An 18,287-nucleotide genomic window follows, 5' to 3' on the forward strand; every position below is an offset into this window, starting at 1 on the left:
TGAACATACTCTGAATAACTTAAATAGAGGGATTCATAAAAAGAGTGGGGAATAAAGTTAGTATTAATGAGCCATGGTTCGCAGGAAAGTATATATGTAAGGATGAGGATGTACAATGAAAATGATTGATAGCCATATCCATTTAGATCAATATAGTGATAGAGAAATAGAACTAATTGTAAAAGAGTCTCATGATATTGAAGCATTGCTATCTGTTTCAACCAATCTGGAATCTTGTAAGCGAAATCTTGAACTAACTAAGATATCACAGAAAATAAAGGCTGCCTTTGGCTTTCATCCAGAGCAAAATCTTCCTACAGATGAAGAGCTCGATGAACTCATACAATGGATGCACCAATACTGTTCTGAAATGATTGCTGTTGGGGAGGTTGGGTTGCCGTATTACGTAAAGACCGAACAGAAGCTCACTAGTTTTCAGTACAACCAGTATATAAAACTTCTTGAAAAATTTATCAAATTGGCAAAGGAATGGGAGAAACCGATTGTTTTGCATGCCGTCTATGAGGATGCTCCAATTGTTTGTGAATTATTAGAAAAGTATTTTGTAACAAAGGCACATTTCCATTGGTTCAAAGGGGACCACAAAACGGTTGAGAGATTGATCCAAAATCGTTATCACATTTCCGTGACACCTGAAATTATATATAAAGAAAAAATCCAGAAGCTGGTACAAAGCTATCCATTAGAGCACTTAATGGTAGAAACAGACGGACCATGGCCTTTCGAAGGGCCTTTTGCTGGTAAAAGAACACACCCGAACATGTTGGAAAGCATCATTAGGATGGTTGCTGAAATAAAGAATAAGTCAAAAGCAGAAGTTTCCGAAAGAATACTAGAAAACACCAAAATATTTTATGGTATATAGTAGCAAAGCATTAAAAAAGAAATAGTGGAGACATCTTCCCGAAAACGAGGCGGAAATATAATGATGTTGTTTCCTTTTTGTTTATCTTTGTAAAAACAGTTAAAATTAATAGACATAAAGGATAATGATAGTAGAAAAAGTAGAGTGAGGTAATGAAATGGAATTCATAAAAAATATTTTTTGTGTGGGAAGAAATTATGTCGCACATGCAAAGGAATTAAATAATGCCGTACCAACTTCCCCATTCTTATTTTCAAAACCAACCCATGCGATTGCAGAAGCAAATGGAGCAGAATTGATTTTACCTGGTGACAGAGGGCCTGTGCATTATGAGATAGAAGTAGTCATTCGAATGGGGCAAGATTATAAAAAAGGGATAACGGTAGATGAAATCGTAGACGGAATGTCTCTTGGAATAGATTTTACATTACGTGATGTACAAAGTGATTTAAAAGAAAAACGTTATCCATGGCTTTTAGCTAAAGGATTTCCTAATTCAGCTTTGCTTACAAAATTTATTGATTTTCCAGGTGAGGAAGCTTGTAAGCAGACAAATTTTTCCTTGTTGAAAAATGGAACACAGGTTCAAATTGGTAATATCACCAATTTGCTTTTCAATTTGCAAACGATCATTGATTTTACTGGTAAGCATTTTGGCTTAGGGAAAGGGGATATCATCTTCACGGGTACCCCTGAAGGTGTTGGTCCTGTTCAAGATGGTGACACTCTTGCATTACGTTGGGGTGAAGCAACACTTGGAGAAAGTATTGTGAAACTAGTAAAAGAATCCTAAAAGATGTAAGCACTACTTTATTTTTTGGATAGTGGGTGGGTCTGCGCCAAACTGAGGTCAGGCCACTTTACATGAGGGAGGATTCCTTTTTGAATACAGAAGACAGAATAGCTGCCCAGAACGTTTTGTCCTTTCTATGCAAAGGTGCAAAAGTAGAAGGTCTCCATTTTTACGGGCTGAAACTATTGCTATCGAATAATGAAAAAAATGAAGAACATATAGATGGACAGATTTATATAAACATTGAAAGTGAGACTCGATTCTCTATTTTTCATTCAAAGCCTGAACATCCACCGTTATTTGATGAACTTCCTAAACTCGATTGGATCGAATCTTCAAAAAGAATATGTGAATTAAGATTGAAAGAAATAGTGGACGTATCATTAGATAAAGAAAGTCCTCATTTATTGTTGACATTCCGTACGGGGGAAGTGCTCTTTATTTGGGGACGACATGAATTATATGAAACTTGGCAAGTGGGTGTGGAAGGTTCATCTGATACGAATAAACATTGGGAAGTAATTGCCTGTCCAAATGATGAGCTAGCAGTGTTTGCTCCAGAGGATGTATAGAGTAAAAATTTGTCGAAAATAGGGACTGTCCCTCAGCTGGAAGAGTGAACAGGCTTGGAGACATGTTCTTTTTTGCTAGTTATAGATTCAATATATATTTAATTTCAGCCAAAATAAACTGCTATTACATATAATTTTTAAATGTCACCTCTGTAAGTTGTTTGATGTATTGACAAGTTTCGTACCGATGAAATAAATATATCAATTCAGAATTTTTTTTTTATTTTAATTTATCGTATGATAGATATGTATATCCAACTGTAAGTGATCTTAAATTTTACATATGAAAGGGTGTTTTTTAGTGAGTGTTTTGGATGAAAAGAAACGCATGAACATTAAACATCACCTAGAAAAGCGCGTCATTACGCTAGCAGATGGGACAAGGTTACCAAGTATAGGACAGGGTACTTGGTATATGGGAGAAGATCCTAGATTGAAAGAAAAGGAAATAAAAGCATTACAGCTCGGCCTGGAGTTGGGCATGAAGGTCATTGATACAGCGGAAATGTATGCAAATGGCGGTGCAGAGAGAATCGTCGGTGAAGCGATCAAAGGACGGAGAGAGGAAGTTTTTCTTGTTTCAAAAGTGTATCCCCATAATGCTGGATTAGATCGGATCACAAAAGCGTGTGATGACAGTCTAACACGACTTGGAACGGATTATCTCGATTTGTATCTCCTGCACTGGAGAGGTCGCTTTCCATTGCAAGAAACGATTGAAGGCATGGAAAAGCTGCGCCAGGATGGAAAAATAAAAAGATGGGGTGTATCCAATTTTGATACATCAGATATGAAGGAACTATGGAGTTTAGAAAATGGGGAAAACTGTGTGACGAATCAAGTTCTCTATCATATTGGCTCAAGAGGAATTGAGTATGATCTCGTACCATGGCAGCGAGAGCGTAACATACCGATTATGGCATATAGTCCGCTCGCACACGGAGGGACTTTACGAAAACAACTCATCACGGATTCTACGATTCAAGAGATTGCCGAAAAATACAATGCAAAGCCCTTACAAATTGCGTTATCGTGGACAATTCGTTCGAACGATGTTCTAGCTATTCCAAAAGCATCCCAAGAAGAACATGTTATCGCGAATGCCGAAGCAGCAACAATCGAACTTACCGATGATGATTTAATGAGACTAGACAAAGTCTTTCAGAAACCTACTAGAAAAATGCCTTTGGATATTTTATAAGAGAGATAAGAAATTATTTATTTTAATTTGCATAAGCACCACATGTAATGCGGTGCTTATTTATGTATAAATAGTTTTTTTACGTTAGAAAACATGTTTAGTTCATTGGAGGAGTGAAATTCCAACATGCAATATGATGCAAAGAATGCTGAAGAGTACTTAGAAATGCTTGAAGAAGATTGGCGAAAAGAAAAACTACTCGAGATCCGAGACATGATTTTGGCGTATGCACCTGAATTAGAAGAGGTAATTCGCTATAAAATGTTGAATTATGGGAAAGATGATGTTTATATCTTTGCGTTAAACGCGCAAAAACATTATGTCAGCCTCTATGTGGGAACAATCGATAAGATTGAAAATGCGGAAAGTCTATTAGCGGGCTACAATTATGGAAAAGGCTGCATCCGCGTTAAAAAAACGATGAAGATTGAAGAGACAGGATTGGAACAATTTATCCATAAAACCATTGATATGTGGCGTGCAGGGGAAGATACGGCTTGTTAAGCTGAGAAAAATGAATCACGGAATGAACAACTAAAAGGTGCAAATCTTTTCATGTGAGATGAGATGTGGGTACTTTATATTTGGCTGTTTTCTAAATGATTGTTGCTTCTAAGGTAGGATTTATCCAAATGATTCTATAAAGTAAACTCATCATAGTATCGTTGTAGGGGGAAACAAGTTGAGTAACATAGTTGTCGGTGATATTTTGTTTTAATTATTTGGTCTTGCGATTCTTGTAATCATTATTGTTCTGATCGTGTCATTTTTTCGCTTCAATAAGAATCGAAAACACCAACTCGATCGAATTGAGAAGAAATTGAATGAGTTAGACGCACAAGTGAAAAATGGACACTATTAACGGCTCGAATATGAGCCGTTTTTTGTATTCGTTTTTCCACATCCCAACAGGGATGATTTTAAATGCTCCGTTTTAATAATTTAAAAACCTATTAAATGTTCTACACTTTGAAATCAACACCCTATGAAATTGTATAAAATCAACCTTTTTATGAAATGGTAAGGCTGTTTTCAAAAAGATTTTTGCTATTTGGATAAAAATTACAATTATTGAATATTTTGATACAATGTAATTGTAGCAACAGAATAAAAAATGTTGGGGGATAAATTTGAATACTGACCTAATAGAAAGAATGAAAAAACGAAACAAAGCTCTAATATTTACTTTGATCGGAATCGTTTTTATCTTAGGTTTACTTGTAGTATATTGGGCATTTTTTGATATGAATAGATTACCAACGGGAGAATACCTTACAGAAGATACCTCACCAGATGGAACCTACACAGTAAAAGCTATCTTACCAATGGGGAAGCCACGACTTCTTATGCTATACGAGGTGAGTTAGTATTTAACAATCGTAATGGTAAGACAAAAAATATCTACTGGAATTATCAAGAAGAAACGGCAGATATTAAATGGATAGATCACGACACAGTAGTCGTTAACGGCCATACTCTAAAGGTACCGAAAGACAAATTTGACTTTAGAAACCAGAAAATTAAAAAAGGCATCACTTATCAAGAAGAAACGGCAGATATTAAATGGATAGATCACGACACAGTAGTCGTTAACGGCCATACTCTAAAGGTACCGAAAGACAAATTTGACTTTAGAAACCAGAAAATTAAAAAAGGCATCACTTGATGTGCACCCAAAAAGTTAGACTAACCAAATCTAATCTTTGAGGTCTTTTTTATGCACGTCTTAACCACTTCAATAACAGGATTTCGACAAACTGAAAGAACCATTTGCGCCATTTTTTAAAAAAAAAATGAAATTTTTCTTAATTAAAGACAACGGAACCAATAAAGGTAGTTTCCAAGTATTTAGTAGCAACTCCATGGAATCGCTCCATCCAAACTTTTAGATGATGGTGAAACTTATTAAGAAGTAGGGTGTGAAATATCCCTTTTTTCGCAGGTTGTTTTTCTCGTTCAATATCAGGTTCGTGTTAATTCTTCTTTTTGGGAACCTTTTTATAGTTAATCGCTATGCGAAAACAGCTTTTAATTTACACAAAACGACTATTAAAGAAACAAACTTGTGTTTTTAAGAACCAATCCAATCCTAGGGTATGAATCATACTAAATTGAAAAAAATATTAGACAGTATTATAATTTTTTGAATTTTGGTTGTTGTCAAAACGTGTCGAGGACGATATTATGATAAGGTACATATGAAGGTATTGGAGCGAAAAAGTGTTAGATAAGCAAGTATCTTCATGAAGTGAAACCAAAAACATTACATTATTTTGGAGGGAACTATTAATGTCGCAACATAAGATTAGCCCAGAACAAATTGAAGAACAACAATTATACAAGGAAATGGGATTATCAGACAAAGAGTATCAACTTGTGAAAGATCTACTAAAACGCCGTCCGAATTATACGGAAACAGGCATCTTCTCTGCAATGTGGTCGGAACATTGTAGCTACAAATCATCAAAACCATTACTAAGAAAGTTCCCAACGAAAGGTAGTCATGTTTTACAAGGCCCTGGTGAAGGTGCAGGGGTTGTTGATATTGGAGATAATCAAGCCGTTGTATTCAAAATCGAAAGCCATAATAGTCCTTCTTTTGTTGAGCCATTTGAAGGTTCTGCAACAGGTGTAGGAGGAATCAATCGTGATGTATTTTCAATGGGAGCAAAACCAATTGCAGCCTTGAATTCATTGCGTTTTGGCAATCTTGATAATGATCATACAAAAATGTTATTTTCTGAAGTTGTACGTGGAATTGCGAGCTATGGAAATGTGATTGAAGTTCCAACGGTTGGTGGCGAGATTCAATTTGATAAACAATATGAAGAAAATCCGTTAGTTAATGCGATGATTGTTGGACTTGTTAACCATGACGATGTGCAAAAAGGTGTTGCAGCTGGTGTAGGGAATGTCGTGATCTATGCTGGTGGAGACACTGGATTAGACGGAGTTGGTGGTGCATCGTTTTCTTCTGACGTAGTTGAAAGTGGAAGCGAAGAGAATTCATCTGCTGTCGCAATCGGTAATCCACATACTGGTAAAAAATTAATGAATGCATGTTTAGAAGTCATTCATTCAGATGCTTTAGTTGGAATTCAAGATATGGGTGCGGCAGGATTAACTTCTTCTGCAAGTGAAATGGCAGCTAAAGCAGGTACGGGAATTGAAATGAATCTTGACCTTGTGCCACAGCGTGAAAAGGGTATGAATGCGTATGAAATCATGTTATCTGAATCACAAGAGCGTATGTTATTAGTTGCGAAAAAAGGTCAAGAGCAAGAAATTCTTGATATTTTTGCAAAACATGATGTAGATGCAGCGGTAATCGGTGAAGTGATTGAAGAAAAAGTATTCCGTATTAAGCAACATGACGAAGTTGTTGCGGATATTCCAGTTAATATTCTAGCGGACGAAGCCCCTGTTTATCATTTACCAACTAAGGAAGCAGCTTATTATCAAGAATTCCAAGCGATGGAAAATGAAGTACCAGCAGTGGACAACCATCAAGAGATGCTTCGTACACTTTTACAACAACCAACAATTGCAAGCAAGGAATGGGCATACAATCAATATGATTCAAAAGCACAAGGTAACACCATTGCTGGCCCTGGATCTGATGCAGCAGTCGTGAAAATCGAAGGAACGGAAAAAGCAATTGCGATTACAACGGACTGTAATTCTCGCTATATCTATTTAGACCCTAAAGTGGGTGGACAAATTGCGGTTGCTGAAGCAGCACGTAATCTTGTTTGTTCTGGTGCAAAACCACTTGCGATTACAGATGGTTTGAACTACGGTAACCCAAATGATCCAGAAGTATTCTGGCAAATGGAGCAAAGTATTGATGGAATCAGTGAAGCATGTCTTGCACTTGAGACTCCTGTTATCAGTGGGAATGTATCGATGTATAATCAATCAAAAGATGAAGCAATTCTTCCAACTCCAATCATTGGGATGGTCGGATTAATTGAGCATACAAAATATGTAACACCAAGCCACTTCCAAAACAATGGTGACCTTGTGTATTTAGTTGGTGAAACATTACCTGAATTTGGTGGTAGTGAACTTCAAAATGTAACTGCTGGCAATTATTCAGGAAAAGCACCTGCCATTGATTTAAATGTGGAAGCAAACCGCCAAAACTCACTTGCTACTGCTATTAGAGAAGGACTTGTCGTATCTGCGCATGATGTAGCTGAAGGTGGACTTGCTGTTGCTTTAGCTGAAAGTGTGTTTAATGGACAAGGATTAGGTGTGGAAGTGAACGTAGAAGGTGACGCAACTGTAGCATTATTCAGCGAATCACAATCAAGATTCTTAGTAACTGTTAAAGCAGAACACAAAGAACAATTCGAAAACCTATGGACTGAAGCGAAACAAATTGGTTCAGTTACAAACGACGGAAAATTAACTGTATCTGTGAATGGCGAAACTGTCATTGAGGACACGGTTGAGGAACTTCATAAACTTTGGAGTGAAGCAATTCCAGCGTTAGTTGTAAAGTAATATTGTTGGTTAACTAACGTTTTGTAGAGCATGGTACCTTAGTGGAGGGGCTGTGCTCTTTATTTTTGTAAACAGAACATTATTACCCTTGCCATATCAAAAATTTGTTGAGTCTTATGCTTATCAAATTTATGGTAGTCTTGGCTAATACATGAATTCTTTTTTAATGATGTCTATATCAACTTAGTTAGTTGGAAACACAAACTTAGTATGCGATGGTATAATATCACTAAAATAAGAGAAAAAAGTTGGAAAGGTGATAGGGTATGCAAATGGATAAAATAATTACAAGAGCCTTCAATGTATGTGAATGGTTTTCAAAAGTTGTTTATGTTAATATTCTTTGGCTACTTTTTACATTAGCAGGGATTGTTCTTCTTGGTATCATGCCAGCAACTGTAGCATTGTTTACAGTAGTTAGAAAGTGGACAATGTCGGAGACTGAAGAACCTATTTTTCAAACCTTTTTTCAAACTTATAAAAAGGAATTCCTTAGCGCTAATTTTTTGGGCATAGTTTTAGTGGCAATAGGTGCTTTCTTGGTTTACGATCTTAGGCTTGTTTTATCATTAGGAGGAAATCTTCAAGTTCTTCTTGGAGTCCCATTATTAATTATCATTAGCTGTTATTTACTTACCCTTCTTTATTTATTTCCTGTTTATGTTAATTTTGAGTTGAGGTTCCTTCACTATTTTAAATACGCGTTTTATATTAGTATACTAAATTTACATACTACAATATTTATGCTTGTAGTGCTTCTATTTTATTGTGTATTTTTATCATTTCTTCCAGGCTTTATACCGTTTATTTCCGTTAGCGTAATATCGATTGTTATCATGTTTGGAGCTACTATTGCGATTCAGCGGATTGCTAAAAAACAAGAGAAATATAATCAAGAATTAAATTCTAGTTCTAATATACGCTAATAAAACTAGCACAAAAATATCGAGAGCTCCTCCTTGGCCAAATGTAAGCAACATGCTAGTATGAAGGCATATTATAGCCTATACTATAGTTAAGAATTTACATAATTTAACCATGTTTCAGATTTAAAAACTGAATCACATGGTGGATAGAATCTATTATTCGAAAAAAAATGATTGTGTTTTATGTAAAGTTTTATTAGAAAGAAGGTGAGAGACAATGAAGGTGACAATCAAAGATATTGCTAATGTTTGTGGAGTTTCAGCAGGAACAGTAGATAGAGCACTGAATAATCGTACTGGTATTAGTGAGAAGACAAAAAATAAGATCCTAAAAGTAGCCGAAGAATTGAATTACAGACCAGATTATACTGCTAGAAGTCTAGTAATGGGAAAAACAAAGACAATTGGAGTCGTATTGTTTGATTTATATAATCGATCCTTTGCGCAACTAATAAGTGCAATTGAGGTTAGGGCTAGAAAATTAGGCTATTTCGTATATGTCACTTTCTCAGAAAAAAATAAAAAGGATGAAATGGAATGCATTGATTTTTTAGTGAATCGAAAAGTTGATGGAATTATCTTGTTAACTGTGAATAAAGGTGAGCAATTCGAGTCCTATTTAAAAAAACTTAATGTTCCCATTATTACGATTTTCAACTTAGTTTCTGAAAATTGGGAGTTTATTGGAGTACGAGAGCGTCAAGCTACTGCGGATGCAATAGACTATATAGTTTCAAAAAAGCGGTATCAAAAATTTATATATATTAGTCCGCCTCTTGCTTATTTGGGGCAAACAAATATTTACACACAAGAAGAGCGACTAAATGGATTATTAGAAGGGTTAAAAAGAAATAACATAAAAACTAAACCAATCATAATCAAAAACAGAGAATATATTAAGGAGTTGGAAAAAGAAAGTTTTATTGAGAATGAAAGAGTTGCTATTATATGTTCAACTGATCACTACGCACTAGAAGTAATGAATTTTCTAAAAGAAAAGCAAATAAATATCCCAGAGCAGGTTGGGGTAATGGGCTTTGACGACATAGATATGTTAAAGTACGTTTCGCCTCGCTTAACAACAGTAAAATATCCGATTGAGGAAGTCGGTAGAAAGGCTATAGAAAGTATAATTAATAAGATTGAACATGGAGAATTTATACCAACTCCTTTGCTAGATTATGAGATTATTAAAGGAGATTCCATCTAATCTTTTCCAATTAAATAGTAACTTGAAAATAACTATAGAAGAGGAAGTATTTTTAGATTTTCTTGGGATTTTGATCTGGTTCATGTTTAAAATATTTGTCTTTAAGATATTTTCTAAATATAAAATGATAGCTATTGTTTGAAAAATTAAAATTAGTACAAATGATATAATTTACCAAAAAAAGTTGACTCACGTTTAAAAAGAGTGTTACTATTAATCATAGTTTAGTAGTGAATATTCTAACTATTCTTTTAACTGAAAAAATGAAAGCGCTTTGTTAAAGGAGACCTTAGCCATAAGGTAATGTGTTAATAGTAAGTGAACAGAATATGGCTGAGGTAGCTATTTTATGTTTATTTCGTGTACGAACACGCAGTCACTTAAATACATATAGTTGGCTTTAATAACAAACCAAAATATGATTGGTTCGTTATTATTACTAATTTTACGTGTACGAACACGTTGTTAAAGTTGATAGATCATTCACAGTATTAGAGTACTAACTATCTATAGCTGATAGGTTTGTTGGTTTAATTACTATTTTTCGTGTACGTACACGAAAATGAGGTTAATGCATTATTACTAAGTAGAAAATACGAACAATCCTGTAGATTAACCGTGTACGTACACGGAATTAAGTGATAAAGGTATTACATAACGACTTACACACCGTGGTCATATCAAACATAAAAGATAGAGGGGGATGAATCAAACTTAAATAGTATTCAATTATTTATATTATGATGGATGGAAAAACATATTTATCACATAAAGAGGCTTGATATTAGTTTATAAGATTAACTGATTCTAAGACCATAGTAGTACAACACGGTATATGAAAGACCCAGCTATACAAAGCTTCTTTTTGGATAAGTAAAAATAGTAGTTGCTTATGTTGTAAAAGTATTCAATGAGTGTTATCGAATTGGAATTGAAGGAGAGATTAGAAATGAAAAAACAAGGGTTTAATCCATATCTCCCACCATGGGAATATATACCAGATGGAGAGCCTTATGTATTTAACGACAGAGTATACGTATATGGCTCACACGATCGTTTCAATGGTCATGCATATTGTTTAAATGATTATGTATGCTGGTCCGCACCAGTAGATGACTTGGCTGATTGGAGATATGAAGGTGTAATTTACAAAAAAACAGATGATCCATTGAACAAGGCTGGAAATATGTGTCTTTATGCACCTGACGTCACAGTCGGACCAGATGGGCGTTATTATTTGTACTATGTATTAGATAAGGTTTCTATAGTTTCAGTAGCTGTGTGTGATACCCCAGCAGGAAAGTATGAATTTTATGGTTATGTACAATATCCAGATGGAGTTCGACTTGGTGAAAAGGAGGGTGACGAACCACAATTTGATCCTGGAGTACTGACAGAAGGTGATAAAACCTATCTATATACAGGTTTTTGTGCAAGAGGTGACAAATCAAGAAGTGGGGCTATGGCTACCGTTCTTGGTCCAGATATGCTTACTATATTGGAAGAACCAGTCATTGTAGCTCCAAGTGAACCTTATAGTGCTGGGAGTGGTTTTGAGGGCCATGAATTCTTTGAGGCACCTTCAATAAGAAAAAAAGGGGATACATATTATTTTGTCTACTCATCTATAGTCATGCATGAACTCTGTTATGCAGTCAGCAAACATCCGACGAAAGACTTTGTATATGGGGGAGTTATTGTAAGTAATAACGATCTGCATATTGATTCTTATAAACCGGCAAAAAAACCTATGTACTATGGTGGTAATAACCATGGAAGTATAGTTGAAATTAACAACCAATGGTACATTTTTTATCATCGACATACTAATGGTTCAAATTTCAGCCGTCAAGGATGTATGGAAAAAATTGAGTTTCTAGCTGATGGTTCAATTCCACAGGTAGAAATGACATCTTGTGGTGCTAACGATGGACCACTAATTGGTAGAGGAGAATATCCTGCGTATCTTGCCTGTAACCTTTTCTGTCAAGATGAAGCCGTGTACACAGGTGATTTATGGATGGATACCCAATTTCCTAAAATAACACAAGATGGAAAAGATGGGGATACAGAAATAGGATACATTGCCAATTTGACGGACTCTGCAACAGCTGGATTTAAGTATTTTGATTGTCAGGGAATCAAAAAGGTCAAAATCAAGGTGAGAGGATATTGTAATGGTGCATTTGAAGTGAAAACATCATGGAATGGCCCAGCACTTGGCAGGATTCCAGTGAATTTTACGAATGTATGGACAGAATATTCATCTGAAATAGAAATTCCTGATGGTGTACAAGCATTATATTTTACTTATACAGGAAATGGTAGAGCCAGTTTAGCATCATTTGCACTGGAGTAAAACGAGACCAGAAGCTGGTTTCTCTTATACAAAATTTGTTTAACAGAGCAATATCATTCACGTTTTAAAAAGCTTTTAAAATACATAGTACGGTTATAGATAAGGAGGCGGTTTGGAACTAGAGTTTGCAAGAATAGGAGAATACTTGAGTATGACATGTTAGGTACTCTTGGAAATAAATGATAAAGGAGAGAAAAGAGTATGAAAAAACTTTTAGCGCTATTGTTTGCTAGTTTATTATTATTTCTTATCACAGCTTGTTCAAGTGATAGTAGTAATACTGACAGTAAAGATAATGAGAATAATGAAGATGGAGATAAAATTTCTGGAGAAATTACAATTATGGGCTGGGGAGGCGGAGAAGAATTAAAAGCACGAAAAGAAGCAACAAAAGTATTCCAAAAATTGTATCCAGATGTAAAAGTTAAAGAAATTTGGCTTCCAGCAGATAGTGTTGACCAAAAACTTGATGCTGCACTAGCTGCGGGTGATGCTGCTGATGTTATCATGATGTCTCCAGACTGGAAAGGTCTTCGTTCAAAATGGCTTGAAGATTTAACCCCATATATTGAAAGAGATAACATCAACCTAGCTGATTTTACTCCAGGGGCTGACGATGGTTATGTTAATCCAGATGGAATGCGTGAAGGAATGCCTACAACCCAATCTACTTTTTTAATCGCGTACAATAAAAATTTATTTTACCAAGCTGGTGTTCCATATCCTACAGAAGATTGGACCTGGGATGACTTTGCAGAAATCTCTCAGAAAATCTCTTCTGGTTCAGGAGCAGACAGAACATATGCAATGGTTTCACACTGGGTTCAAAATAGATTTGCAACCTATTTCTATGGGGGAGGCCCATATAATGATGACTGGTCTAAACAAACTGTGGATGACCCAAAAACTGTTAAATCATTGGAACTAATCGAACATTTAATAGAAATCGATGCTCTACCTGATGCTTCTGCTTCGAAAAGTATACCAATGGACGCGATGTTTGTTTCCCAAAAAGCAGCCATGTATCCATTGGGATTATTTGAGGCAGCAGATATAGCTGAAAAGATTGGCAAAAACTTTGAATGGGGAGTTGTATTACCTCCTAAAGATCCTAATGGGAAAAATGTAAACATTAAGTTCCAAACTGGGTTTGCTATGAATAAAGATTCAAAGAACAAGGAAGCCGCTTGGGAATATATTAAGACGGTTTCTATGAATAAAGAAGTGAATGATATTTATGCTAAAGTAGGAATTCCTGCTTTAAAGGAATCTGCTGATACTACTTTCGCTGATATGACCATTCCAAATACGGATATAAAACAGACAGTTTATTTAGCAGGACTTGAAGATGCTGTACAGGCACCGTGGGGTGGATCGATTAATAAAGCTACAGACGTTTTTGAACAGTTGATGGAGGAAATTACTACGAGAAAAAGTTCTGCTAAAGATGCTGTAGAAAAGTATGCACCAAAAATACAAGAAGCACTTGATGAAGCTAAACAAAAATATAATTAACAAATGATGATCAAGTAGGAGGATAAATAGTGATATTTTCCTCCTCTAGCTTTATTAATCCGTCTATGAGGGGTGAAAAAATGAAAAAGAAACATAGTAGTATGGAGAAGAGGGAAGCTAGGCAGTTTTATATTTATACATCGCCATGGATAATAGGCTTTTTAATTTTTACGTTGTATCCTGTAGTCTATTCACTTATATTAGTTTTTACTAATGCTGATATGACAGGAAGCGGCGAATTTATCGGATTAGAGAATTTTAAAACAGCTTTCACTCAAGATCCTATTTTCTATAAATCTATGATAAATACACTCTATTTTGTTGCAGTTTCGGTACCACTAAGTTTATTGCTTTCAATATTAATTGCACTTTTATTAAATAAAAAAAATATTAAGGGTATGTGGATTTTTAGAACTGCTTTTTATGTACCATTTATAACAGCTGGGATTGCTGTTACTTTATTATGGGGTTGGATTTTTAACTCTCAATATGGACTTATAAATTACGCTCTTTCATTTTTTGGAGTGGAAGGAATCAATTGGTTAAGTGATGAGAAATGGGCGATGCCAGCAATTATAATTATGATGTCATGGTCAATCGGTAACACAATCATCATAACTCTTGCAGGTTTGCAGGACATACCTGAACAATTATATGAAAGTGCAGAGATGGATGGTGCAAATAGCTTTGTAAAGTTTATACGTATAACTATACCAATGTTAACACCAACATTATTTTTTAATTTAGTAATAGGAGTCATAAATGGTTTCCAAATTTTCACGCAACCTTATGTTTTAACTGAAGGTGGACCTAACCATGCCACGTACACAATTATGATGCATATATATAACAATGCATTTAAATATGGTGAGATGGGATATGCTTCCACAATGGCTTGGATTTTATTTACGATAATTATGATATTAACATTAATTGTCAACCGTACGTCGAAGCACTGGGTATATTATGATAACTAATTTTTGGAGGTGGAATAATGCAGGGGCAAGTGGATTTACAAAGACAAACATTTAAGAATACGAGCAAAAAAAGAAGGATACAGGCAGTAAATCAAATCATTAATTATCTATTATTGGCAGTTTTAGCTTTAGTGTTTGCTTTTCCATTCTTGTGGATGATCGCAACTGCTCTTAAATTGCCTACTGATGTATACACAATACCTCCAAAATTAATACCAGAAACAATCACCTGGGATAATTTCATTGAGGGGTGGCAATATGCTGATTTTACTAGGTATACGTGGAATACTGTTATAGTAACGACACTTGCTGTACTAGGAACAGTAATTTCTGCAGCGATTGTTGCTTATGGGTTTGCAAGATTTAAATCTAGGTTTAGTGGATTGCTTTTTACAATAGTACTAGGAACAATGATGCTTCCCAACCAAGTTCTTCTAATACCTACCTATATCTTGTTTTCTAAAATTGGTTGGTTAGATACACTGAAACCCCTTATAGTACCTTCATTTTTTGGTGGTGGTGCGTTTAATATATTTCTTCTCAGGCAATTTTTTAGAACAATACCTAAAGAGTTAGACCAAGCAGCTACCATTGACGGTGCAAATTCGTTCCAAATCTTTTACAAAATTTTATTACCAGCAATAAGACCAGCCTTAATTACTGTTGCCGTATTGTCAGTTGCATTTCACTGGAATGACTTTATGAATCCATTAATTTATCTGAATAGCGATCAAAACTTCACTCTCGCTCTTGGATTACAGTTTTTCCAAAATTCATATGGTTCTTCTCAAGTTCAAATGCTTATGGCAGTTTCGTTGATAACAGTTATCCCCTTACTCATACTCTTCTTTATTGGACAAAAATATTTTGTACAAGGGATTACAATGTCAGGGTTAAAGGGATAATATAAAAGATAGTATTATCCATTAGAAAAAGTATGGATTTGTTAAATTTATCGTAAAATTTCTAAGAAGTCTAACCCTGCTAAATTGCGTTTTATCTATAATAAATGGGTCTTAATGGTTAGTTTTTTATGTGAGCGACTAAACGAAAATGGAAGTATTACTCTGAAAAATGTTTTCCTGCTGAATACAAGGAGGAAGAGTCAGAGAGGTTACCTTTTTTGAACTTCAAAAATTTTGGCTCTATAATATTTGTTGGGGTTTAAACAAAATTTTGTGTGCATAAAAAAACACGCAAACTCCTCATTCATTTATACTTGAATTGTCTAGAAACAAGTCTAAAGAATGGAGTTGCGTGTATATGGATTTTACCATGATTATTCCTGGATTAAAAGGGTCTATCCTAACCAATGTTGAAGAAGTGGGCGAAGTTATCCGCCTGTACGTTGAAATGGAGCGAAAAGTACATCGGTGCCCTAAATGTAATCAAAGGACGAGTAAAATTCATGACTATCGTATACAAAAAATTCAACACTTAAAGTGGTTTGAAAGAAAAACCCAAATCTTTTATAAGCGTAGACGATATGTCTGTGAATGTGGGAAACGTTTTTCAGAGAAAAATCCTTTTGTCATGCGTTATCAACGTACCTCAATAGAATGGAATCAAGCTATATCAATTAAAGCGATTAAAGGAAAAACATTTAAGGAAACAGCTGAAATCTACGGGTGTTCATCTTCAACCATTATACGTCGATTCGATCAAATTTCACGAAGTGAAATTCGTCCGGTGGAAGAATTACCTACAGTTATAGCTATTGATGAATACAAGGGTGATACCCGCGAAGGGAAATACCAGTTAATCATTGCGAATGGGATAACAAAAGAACCGATTGATATTCTACCAAATCGTTATAAACGTACGATAAAAGACTACTTAAGAAAGCACGGATCTAGAGTGCAAATAGTCATAATGGATATGAATCATTCCTTTAAAGCAGCCGTTCAAGAGGCATTAGGTAAACCTGTTATTGTAGCTGATAGATTTCATTTTTGTCGTTACATCTATTGGGGGCTTGATGGAGTAAGACGTCGAGTACAAAACCAATTTCATGGCTACGACCGTAAAAAGTGTAAACGTATGAAACATGTCTTTCATAAAGACTGCCAACGCTTAACTAAGGATGAGAAATGGCATTTAAATCGTTACTTGGAGATGTCGAATGAACTCAAACAAGCATATGAAATTAAAGAGGCATATCGTTCTTGGTTTTTACGTGCCAAAGAAAACGGAAAAAACAGTATCAGTTTGGTTAAAAAGGAATTGGAAGAACTATATAAGTTAATTGAGGATTCAAAGATACCTGAAATGATTAAAGCAATAAAGACCATACAAAATTGGCAAGTTGAAGTATTAAATAGCTTTGCCTATGAATATTCAAATGGGTTTTTAGAGGGAATTAATAATTCAACCAAAGTTCTAAAGAGAAATGCTTATGGATTTAGAGTTTTTGAACGCTTTAGGGCGAAGATTTTATTAACACACAAGTATAAAAGAATTGGGGTACATATTGGTTAACCGAGTTGGTGTGATTCTCCTCTATAAAAAATGATGAATGGTACCATCCATCATTTTTTATAGAGGCCACCAAGCGTAGCGCGGTAGCCTAAAACCCCAACATTTGATTTAGAACCAAAATTTTGGAGGGTAACACTTTCTGAATTAGTTATATATGGATTTTGCTATATAAGAGCACGGCACCTTAGTGAATGGAGTCGTGCTCTTTTAATTTAACATACGTGTATTCTTAGTTTAAAACCCATTCGTTCAACGCATCTTCACTAATGTTTTCAATAGTGGTAAACGGGAGTGTGTGATATTCCCAAATTAGAAACCCATTTTTAATCGACCTGGTCAGAAATATCATCTCGAGTTTATCATCAACATACACTTGTGTGAGAAATATATTGTTACCTGTGTACTTTGTATAGGTAGTAAGGTCGGTTATTTCTAGCAGACTTTGACCGTTTCTATCTCTTTCAGCGTTTATTTCACTTAGATAGTAATCGGTATTGTTGACCTTATTTTCTTGTAACTTTAAGTATACTGTATCTGAATTCATCCAAATAAAGACAATGAATAGGATAGCGACAATTGATATAATGATTTTCCTCATTACTCCCCCTAGAGTGAATCTGCCTTCTTTCAAGCTACTTCTTTGTCCGTTCTTGTTGTATCTCTACTGATTTTACCATAATTTTACTCAAGTATTAAATGCTTGGGTGGAAATTCATTGTCCTAATCGTTGAGGATTGTTACGTTTTTTCATACGTGAGTACCACAAAAGGATTTCTGTGTTGCTGCCCCTATTAATTTTTAAAACAATTCACATTTAAAAGTATCTCATAATTTTTATATGATCTAAGAGGAATAATGAAA

The 18,287-nt window shown here is 35.0% G+C and carries 15 protein-coding genes and 3 pseudogenes; 15 read left to right on the forward strand and 3 right to left on the reverse strand.

What is annotated here, in order from left to right:
* The first annotated feature begins 115 nt into the window (after positions 1 to 115).
* The 7 genes and pseudogenes from ACWPVE_RS18400 to ACWPVE_RS18430 form a co-directional block, all read left to right on the forward strand.
* Entirely contained in the window at positions 116 to 886 is a 771-nt protein-coding gene (locus tag ACWPVE_RS18400; RefSeq protein ID WP_453995900.1) for a TatD family hydrolase, read from the forward strand.
* A 157-nt stretch (positions 887 to 1,043) separates the two neighbouring features.
* Complete coding sequence (locus ACWPVE_RS18405; protein ID WP_453995902.1) at positions 1,044 to 1,679, forward strand: fumarylacetoacetate hydrolase family protein; 636 nt, start codon at positions 1,044 to 1,046, stop codon at positions 1,677 to 1,679.
* A gap of 89 nt (positions 1,680 to 1,768) precedes the next feature.
* Positions 1,769 to 2,251, forward strand: a complete 483-nt coding sequence (locus ACWPVE_RS18410) for a hypothetical protein (protein ID WP_453995904.1) — start codon at positions 1,769 to 1,771, stop codon at positions 2,249 to 2,251.
* A gap of 301 nt (positions 2,252 to 2,552) precedes the next feature.
* Positions 2,553 to 3,452, forward strand: a complete 900-nt coding sequence (locus ACWPVE_RS18415; protein WP_453995906.1) for an aldo/keto reductase — start codon at positions 2,553 to 2,555, stop codon at positions 3,450 to 3,452.
* Between the two features lie 126 nt (positions 3,453 to 3,578).
* On the forward strand, positions 3,579 to 3,956 hold the full coding sequence (locus ACWPVE_RS18420) for an iron chaperone (protein WP_453995908.1): 378 nt from the start codon (positions 3,579 to 3,581) through the stop codon (positions 3,954 to 3,956).
* 650 nt (positions 3,957 to 4,606) lie between these two features.
* Positions 4,607 to 4,965, forward strand: a pseudogene (locus tag ACWPVE_RS18425) (DUF5412 domain-containing protein); the annotation flags it as partial.
* Between the two features lie 33 nt (positions 4,966 to 4,998).
* Positions 4,999 to 5,118 (forward strand): annotated as a pseudogene (locus tag ACWPVE_RS18430) (DUF5412 family protein); the annotation flags it as partial.
* Between the two features lie 146 nt (positions 5,119 to 5,264).
* On the opposite strand, the pseudogene ACWPVE_RS18435 reads toward ACWPVE_RS18430, so the two are convergent.
* Positions 5,265 to 5,425 (reverse strand): annotated as a pseudogene (locus ACWPVE_RS18435) (IS1595 family transposase); the annotation flags it as partial.
* 316 nt (positions 5,426 to 5,741) lie between these two features.
* Here ACWPVE_RS18435 and purL point away from each other — a divergent pair.
* Positions 5,742 to 7,961, forward strand: coding sequence for a phosphoribosylformylglycinamidine synthase subunit PurL (purL, locus tag ACWPVE_RS18440; RefSeq protein ID WP_453995910.1), 2,220 nt, complete (start codon positions 5,742 to 5,744; stop codon positions 7,959 to 7,961).
* A gap of 229 nt (positions 7,962 to 8,190) precedes the next feature.
* Here purL and ACWPVE_RS18445 read toward each other — a convergent pair whose 3' ends face one another.
* Complete coding sequence (locus ACWPVE_RS18445; RefSeq protein WP_453997627.1) at positions 8,191 to 8,247, reverse strand: hypothetical protein; 57 nt, start codon at positions 8,245 to 8,247, stop codon at positions 8,191 to 8,193.
* Between ACWPVE_RS18445 and ACWPVE_RS18450 the strand changes: the two genes are divergently transcribed.
* The 7 genes from ACWPVE_RS18450 to ACWPVE_RS18480 all read left to right on the forward strand — a co-directional run bounded on the left by ACWPVE_RS18450 (position 8,228) and on the right by ACWPVE_RS18480 (position 17,426).
* Positions 8,228 to 8,887: a YesL family protein gene (locus ACWPVE_RS18450; RefSeq protein WP_453995912.1), complete on the forward strand. Its 660-nt coding sequence runs from the start codon at positions 8,228 to 8,230 to the stop codon at positions 8,885 to 8,887. The two genes, ACWPVE_RS18445 and ACWPVE_RS18450, sit on opposite strands and share 20 nt — an antisense overlap.
* Before the next feature lie 217 nt (positions 8,888 to 9,104).
* Complete coding sequence (locus ACWPVE_RS18455) at positions 9,105 to 10,097, forward strand: LacI family DNA-binding transcriptional regulator (protein WP_453995914.1); 993 nt, start codon at positions 9,105 to 9,107, stop codon at positions 10,095 to 10,097.
* Between the two features lie 949 nt (positions 10,098 to 11,046).
* On the forward strand, positions 11,047 to 12,456 hold the full coding sequence (locus ACWPVE_RS18460; RefSeq protein WP_453995916.1) for a family 43 glycosylhydrolase: 1,410 nt from the start codon (positions 11,047 to 11,049) through the stop codon (positions 12,454 to 12,456).
* A gap of 201 nt (positions 12,457 to 12,657) precedes the next feature.
* Positions 12,658 to 13,971 carry an ABC transporter substrate-binding protein gene (locus ACWPVE_RS18465; protein ID WP_453995918.1) on the forward strand — a complete coding sequence of 438 codons (1,314 nt, stop codon included), beginning with the start codon at positions 12,658 to 12,660 and terminating at the stop codon, positions 13,969 to 13,971.
* An 80-nt stretch (positions 13,972 to 14,051) separates the two neighbouring features.
* Positions 14,052 to 14,948, forward strand: coding sequence for a carbohydrate ABC transporter permease (locus ACWPVE_RS18470; protein ID WP_453995920.1), 897 nt, complete (start codon positions 14,052 to 14,054; stop codon positions 14,946 to 14,948).
* A gap of 17 nt (positions 14,949 to 14,965) precedes the next feature.
* Positions 14,966 to 15,853 (forward strand): carbohydrate ABC transporter permease, encoded by an 888-nt coding sequence (locus ACWPVE_RS18475; RefSeq protein ID WP_453995922.1) that lies wholly within the window; start codon positions 14,966 to 14,968, stop codon positions 15,851 to 15,853.
* Positions 15,854 to 16,205: 352 nt separating this feature from the next.
* Positions 16,206 to 17,426 (forward strand): ISL3 family transposase, encoded by a 1,221-nt coding sequence (locus tag ACWPVE_RS18480; protein ID WP_082090051.1) that lies wholly within the window; start codon positions 16,206 to 16,208, stop codon positions 17,424 to 17,426.
* A 229-nt stretch (positions 17,427 to 17,655) separates the two neighbouring features.
* Here ACWPVE_RS18480 and ACWPVE_RS18485 read toward each other — a convergent pair whose 3' ends face one another.
* On the reverse strand, positions 17,656 to 18,024 hold the full coding sequence (locus tag ACWPVE_RS18485; protein WP_453995924.1) for a hypothetical protein: 369 nt from the start codon (positions 18,022 to 18,024) through the stop codon (positions 17,656 to 17,658).
* Positions 18,025 to 18,287: the final 263 nt, after the last annotated feature.

Source organism: Bacillus nitroreducens, assembly GCF_964021195.1.

Excerpts from the sequence above, each read along its gene's own strand:
- ACWPVE_RS18455 (WP_453995914.1), top strand. The coding sequence starts at position 9,105 with ATGAAGGTGACAATCAAAGATATTGCTAATGTTTGTGGAGTTTCAGCA.
- ACWPVE_RS18420 (WP_453995908.1), top strand. The coding sequence starts at position 3,579 with ATGCAATATGATGCAAAGAATGCTGAAGAGTACTTAGAAATGCTTGAA.
- purL (WP_453995910.1), top strand. The coding sequence starts at position 5,742 with ATGTCGCAACATAAGATTAGCCCAGAACAAATTGAAGAACAACAATTA.
- ACWPVE_RS18400 (WP_453995900.1), top strand. The coding sequence starts at position 116 with ATGAAAATGATTGATAGCCATATCCATTTAGATCAATATAGTGATAGA.
- ACWPVE_RS18460 (WP_453995916.1), top strand. The coding sequence starts at position 11,047 with ATGAAAAAACAAGGGTTTAATCCATATCTCCCACCATGGGAATATATA.
- ACWPVE_RS18485 (WP_453995924.1), bottom strand. The coding sequence starts at position 18,024 with ATGAGGAAAATCATTATATCAATTGTCGCTATCCTATTCATTGTCTTT.
- ACWPVE_RS18405 (WP_453995902.1), top strand. The coding sequence starts at position 1,044 with ATGGAATTCATAAAAAATATTTTTTGTGTGGGAAGAAATTATGTCGCA.
- ACWPVE_RS18450 (WP_453995912.1), top strand. The coding sequence starts at position 8,228 with ATGCAAATGGATAAAATAATTACAAGAGCCTTCAATGTATGTGAATGG.
- ACWPVE_RS18465 (WP_453995918.1), top strand. The coding sequence starts at position 12,658 with ATGAAAAAACTTTTAGCGCTATTGTTTGCTAGTTTATTATTATTTCTT.
- ACWPVE_RS18470 (WP_453995920.1), top strand. The coding sequence starts at position 14,052 with ATGAAAAAGAAACATAGTAGTATGGAGAAGAGGGAAGCTAGGCAGTTT.
- ACWPVE_RS18475 (WP_453995922.1), top strand. The coding sequence starts at position 14,966 with ATGCAGGGGCAAGTGGATTTACAAAGACAAACATTTAAGAATACGAGC.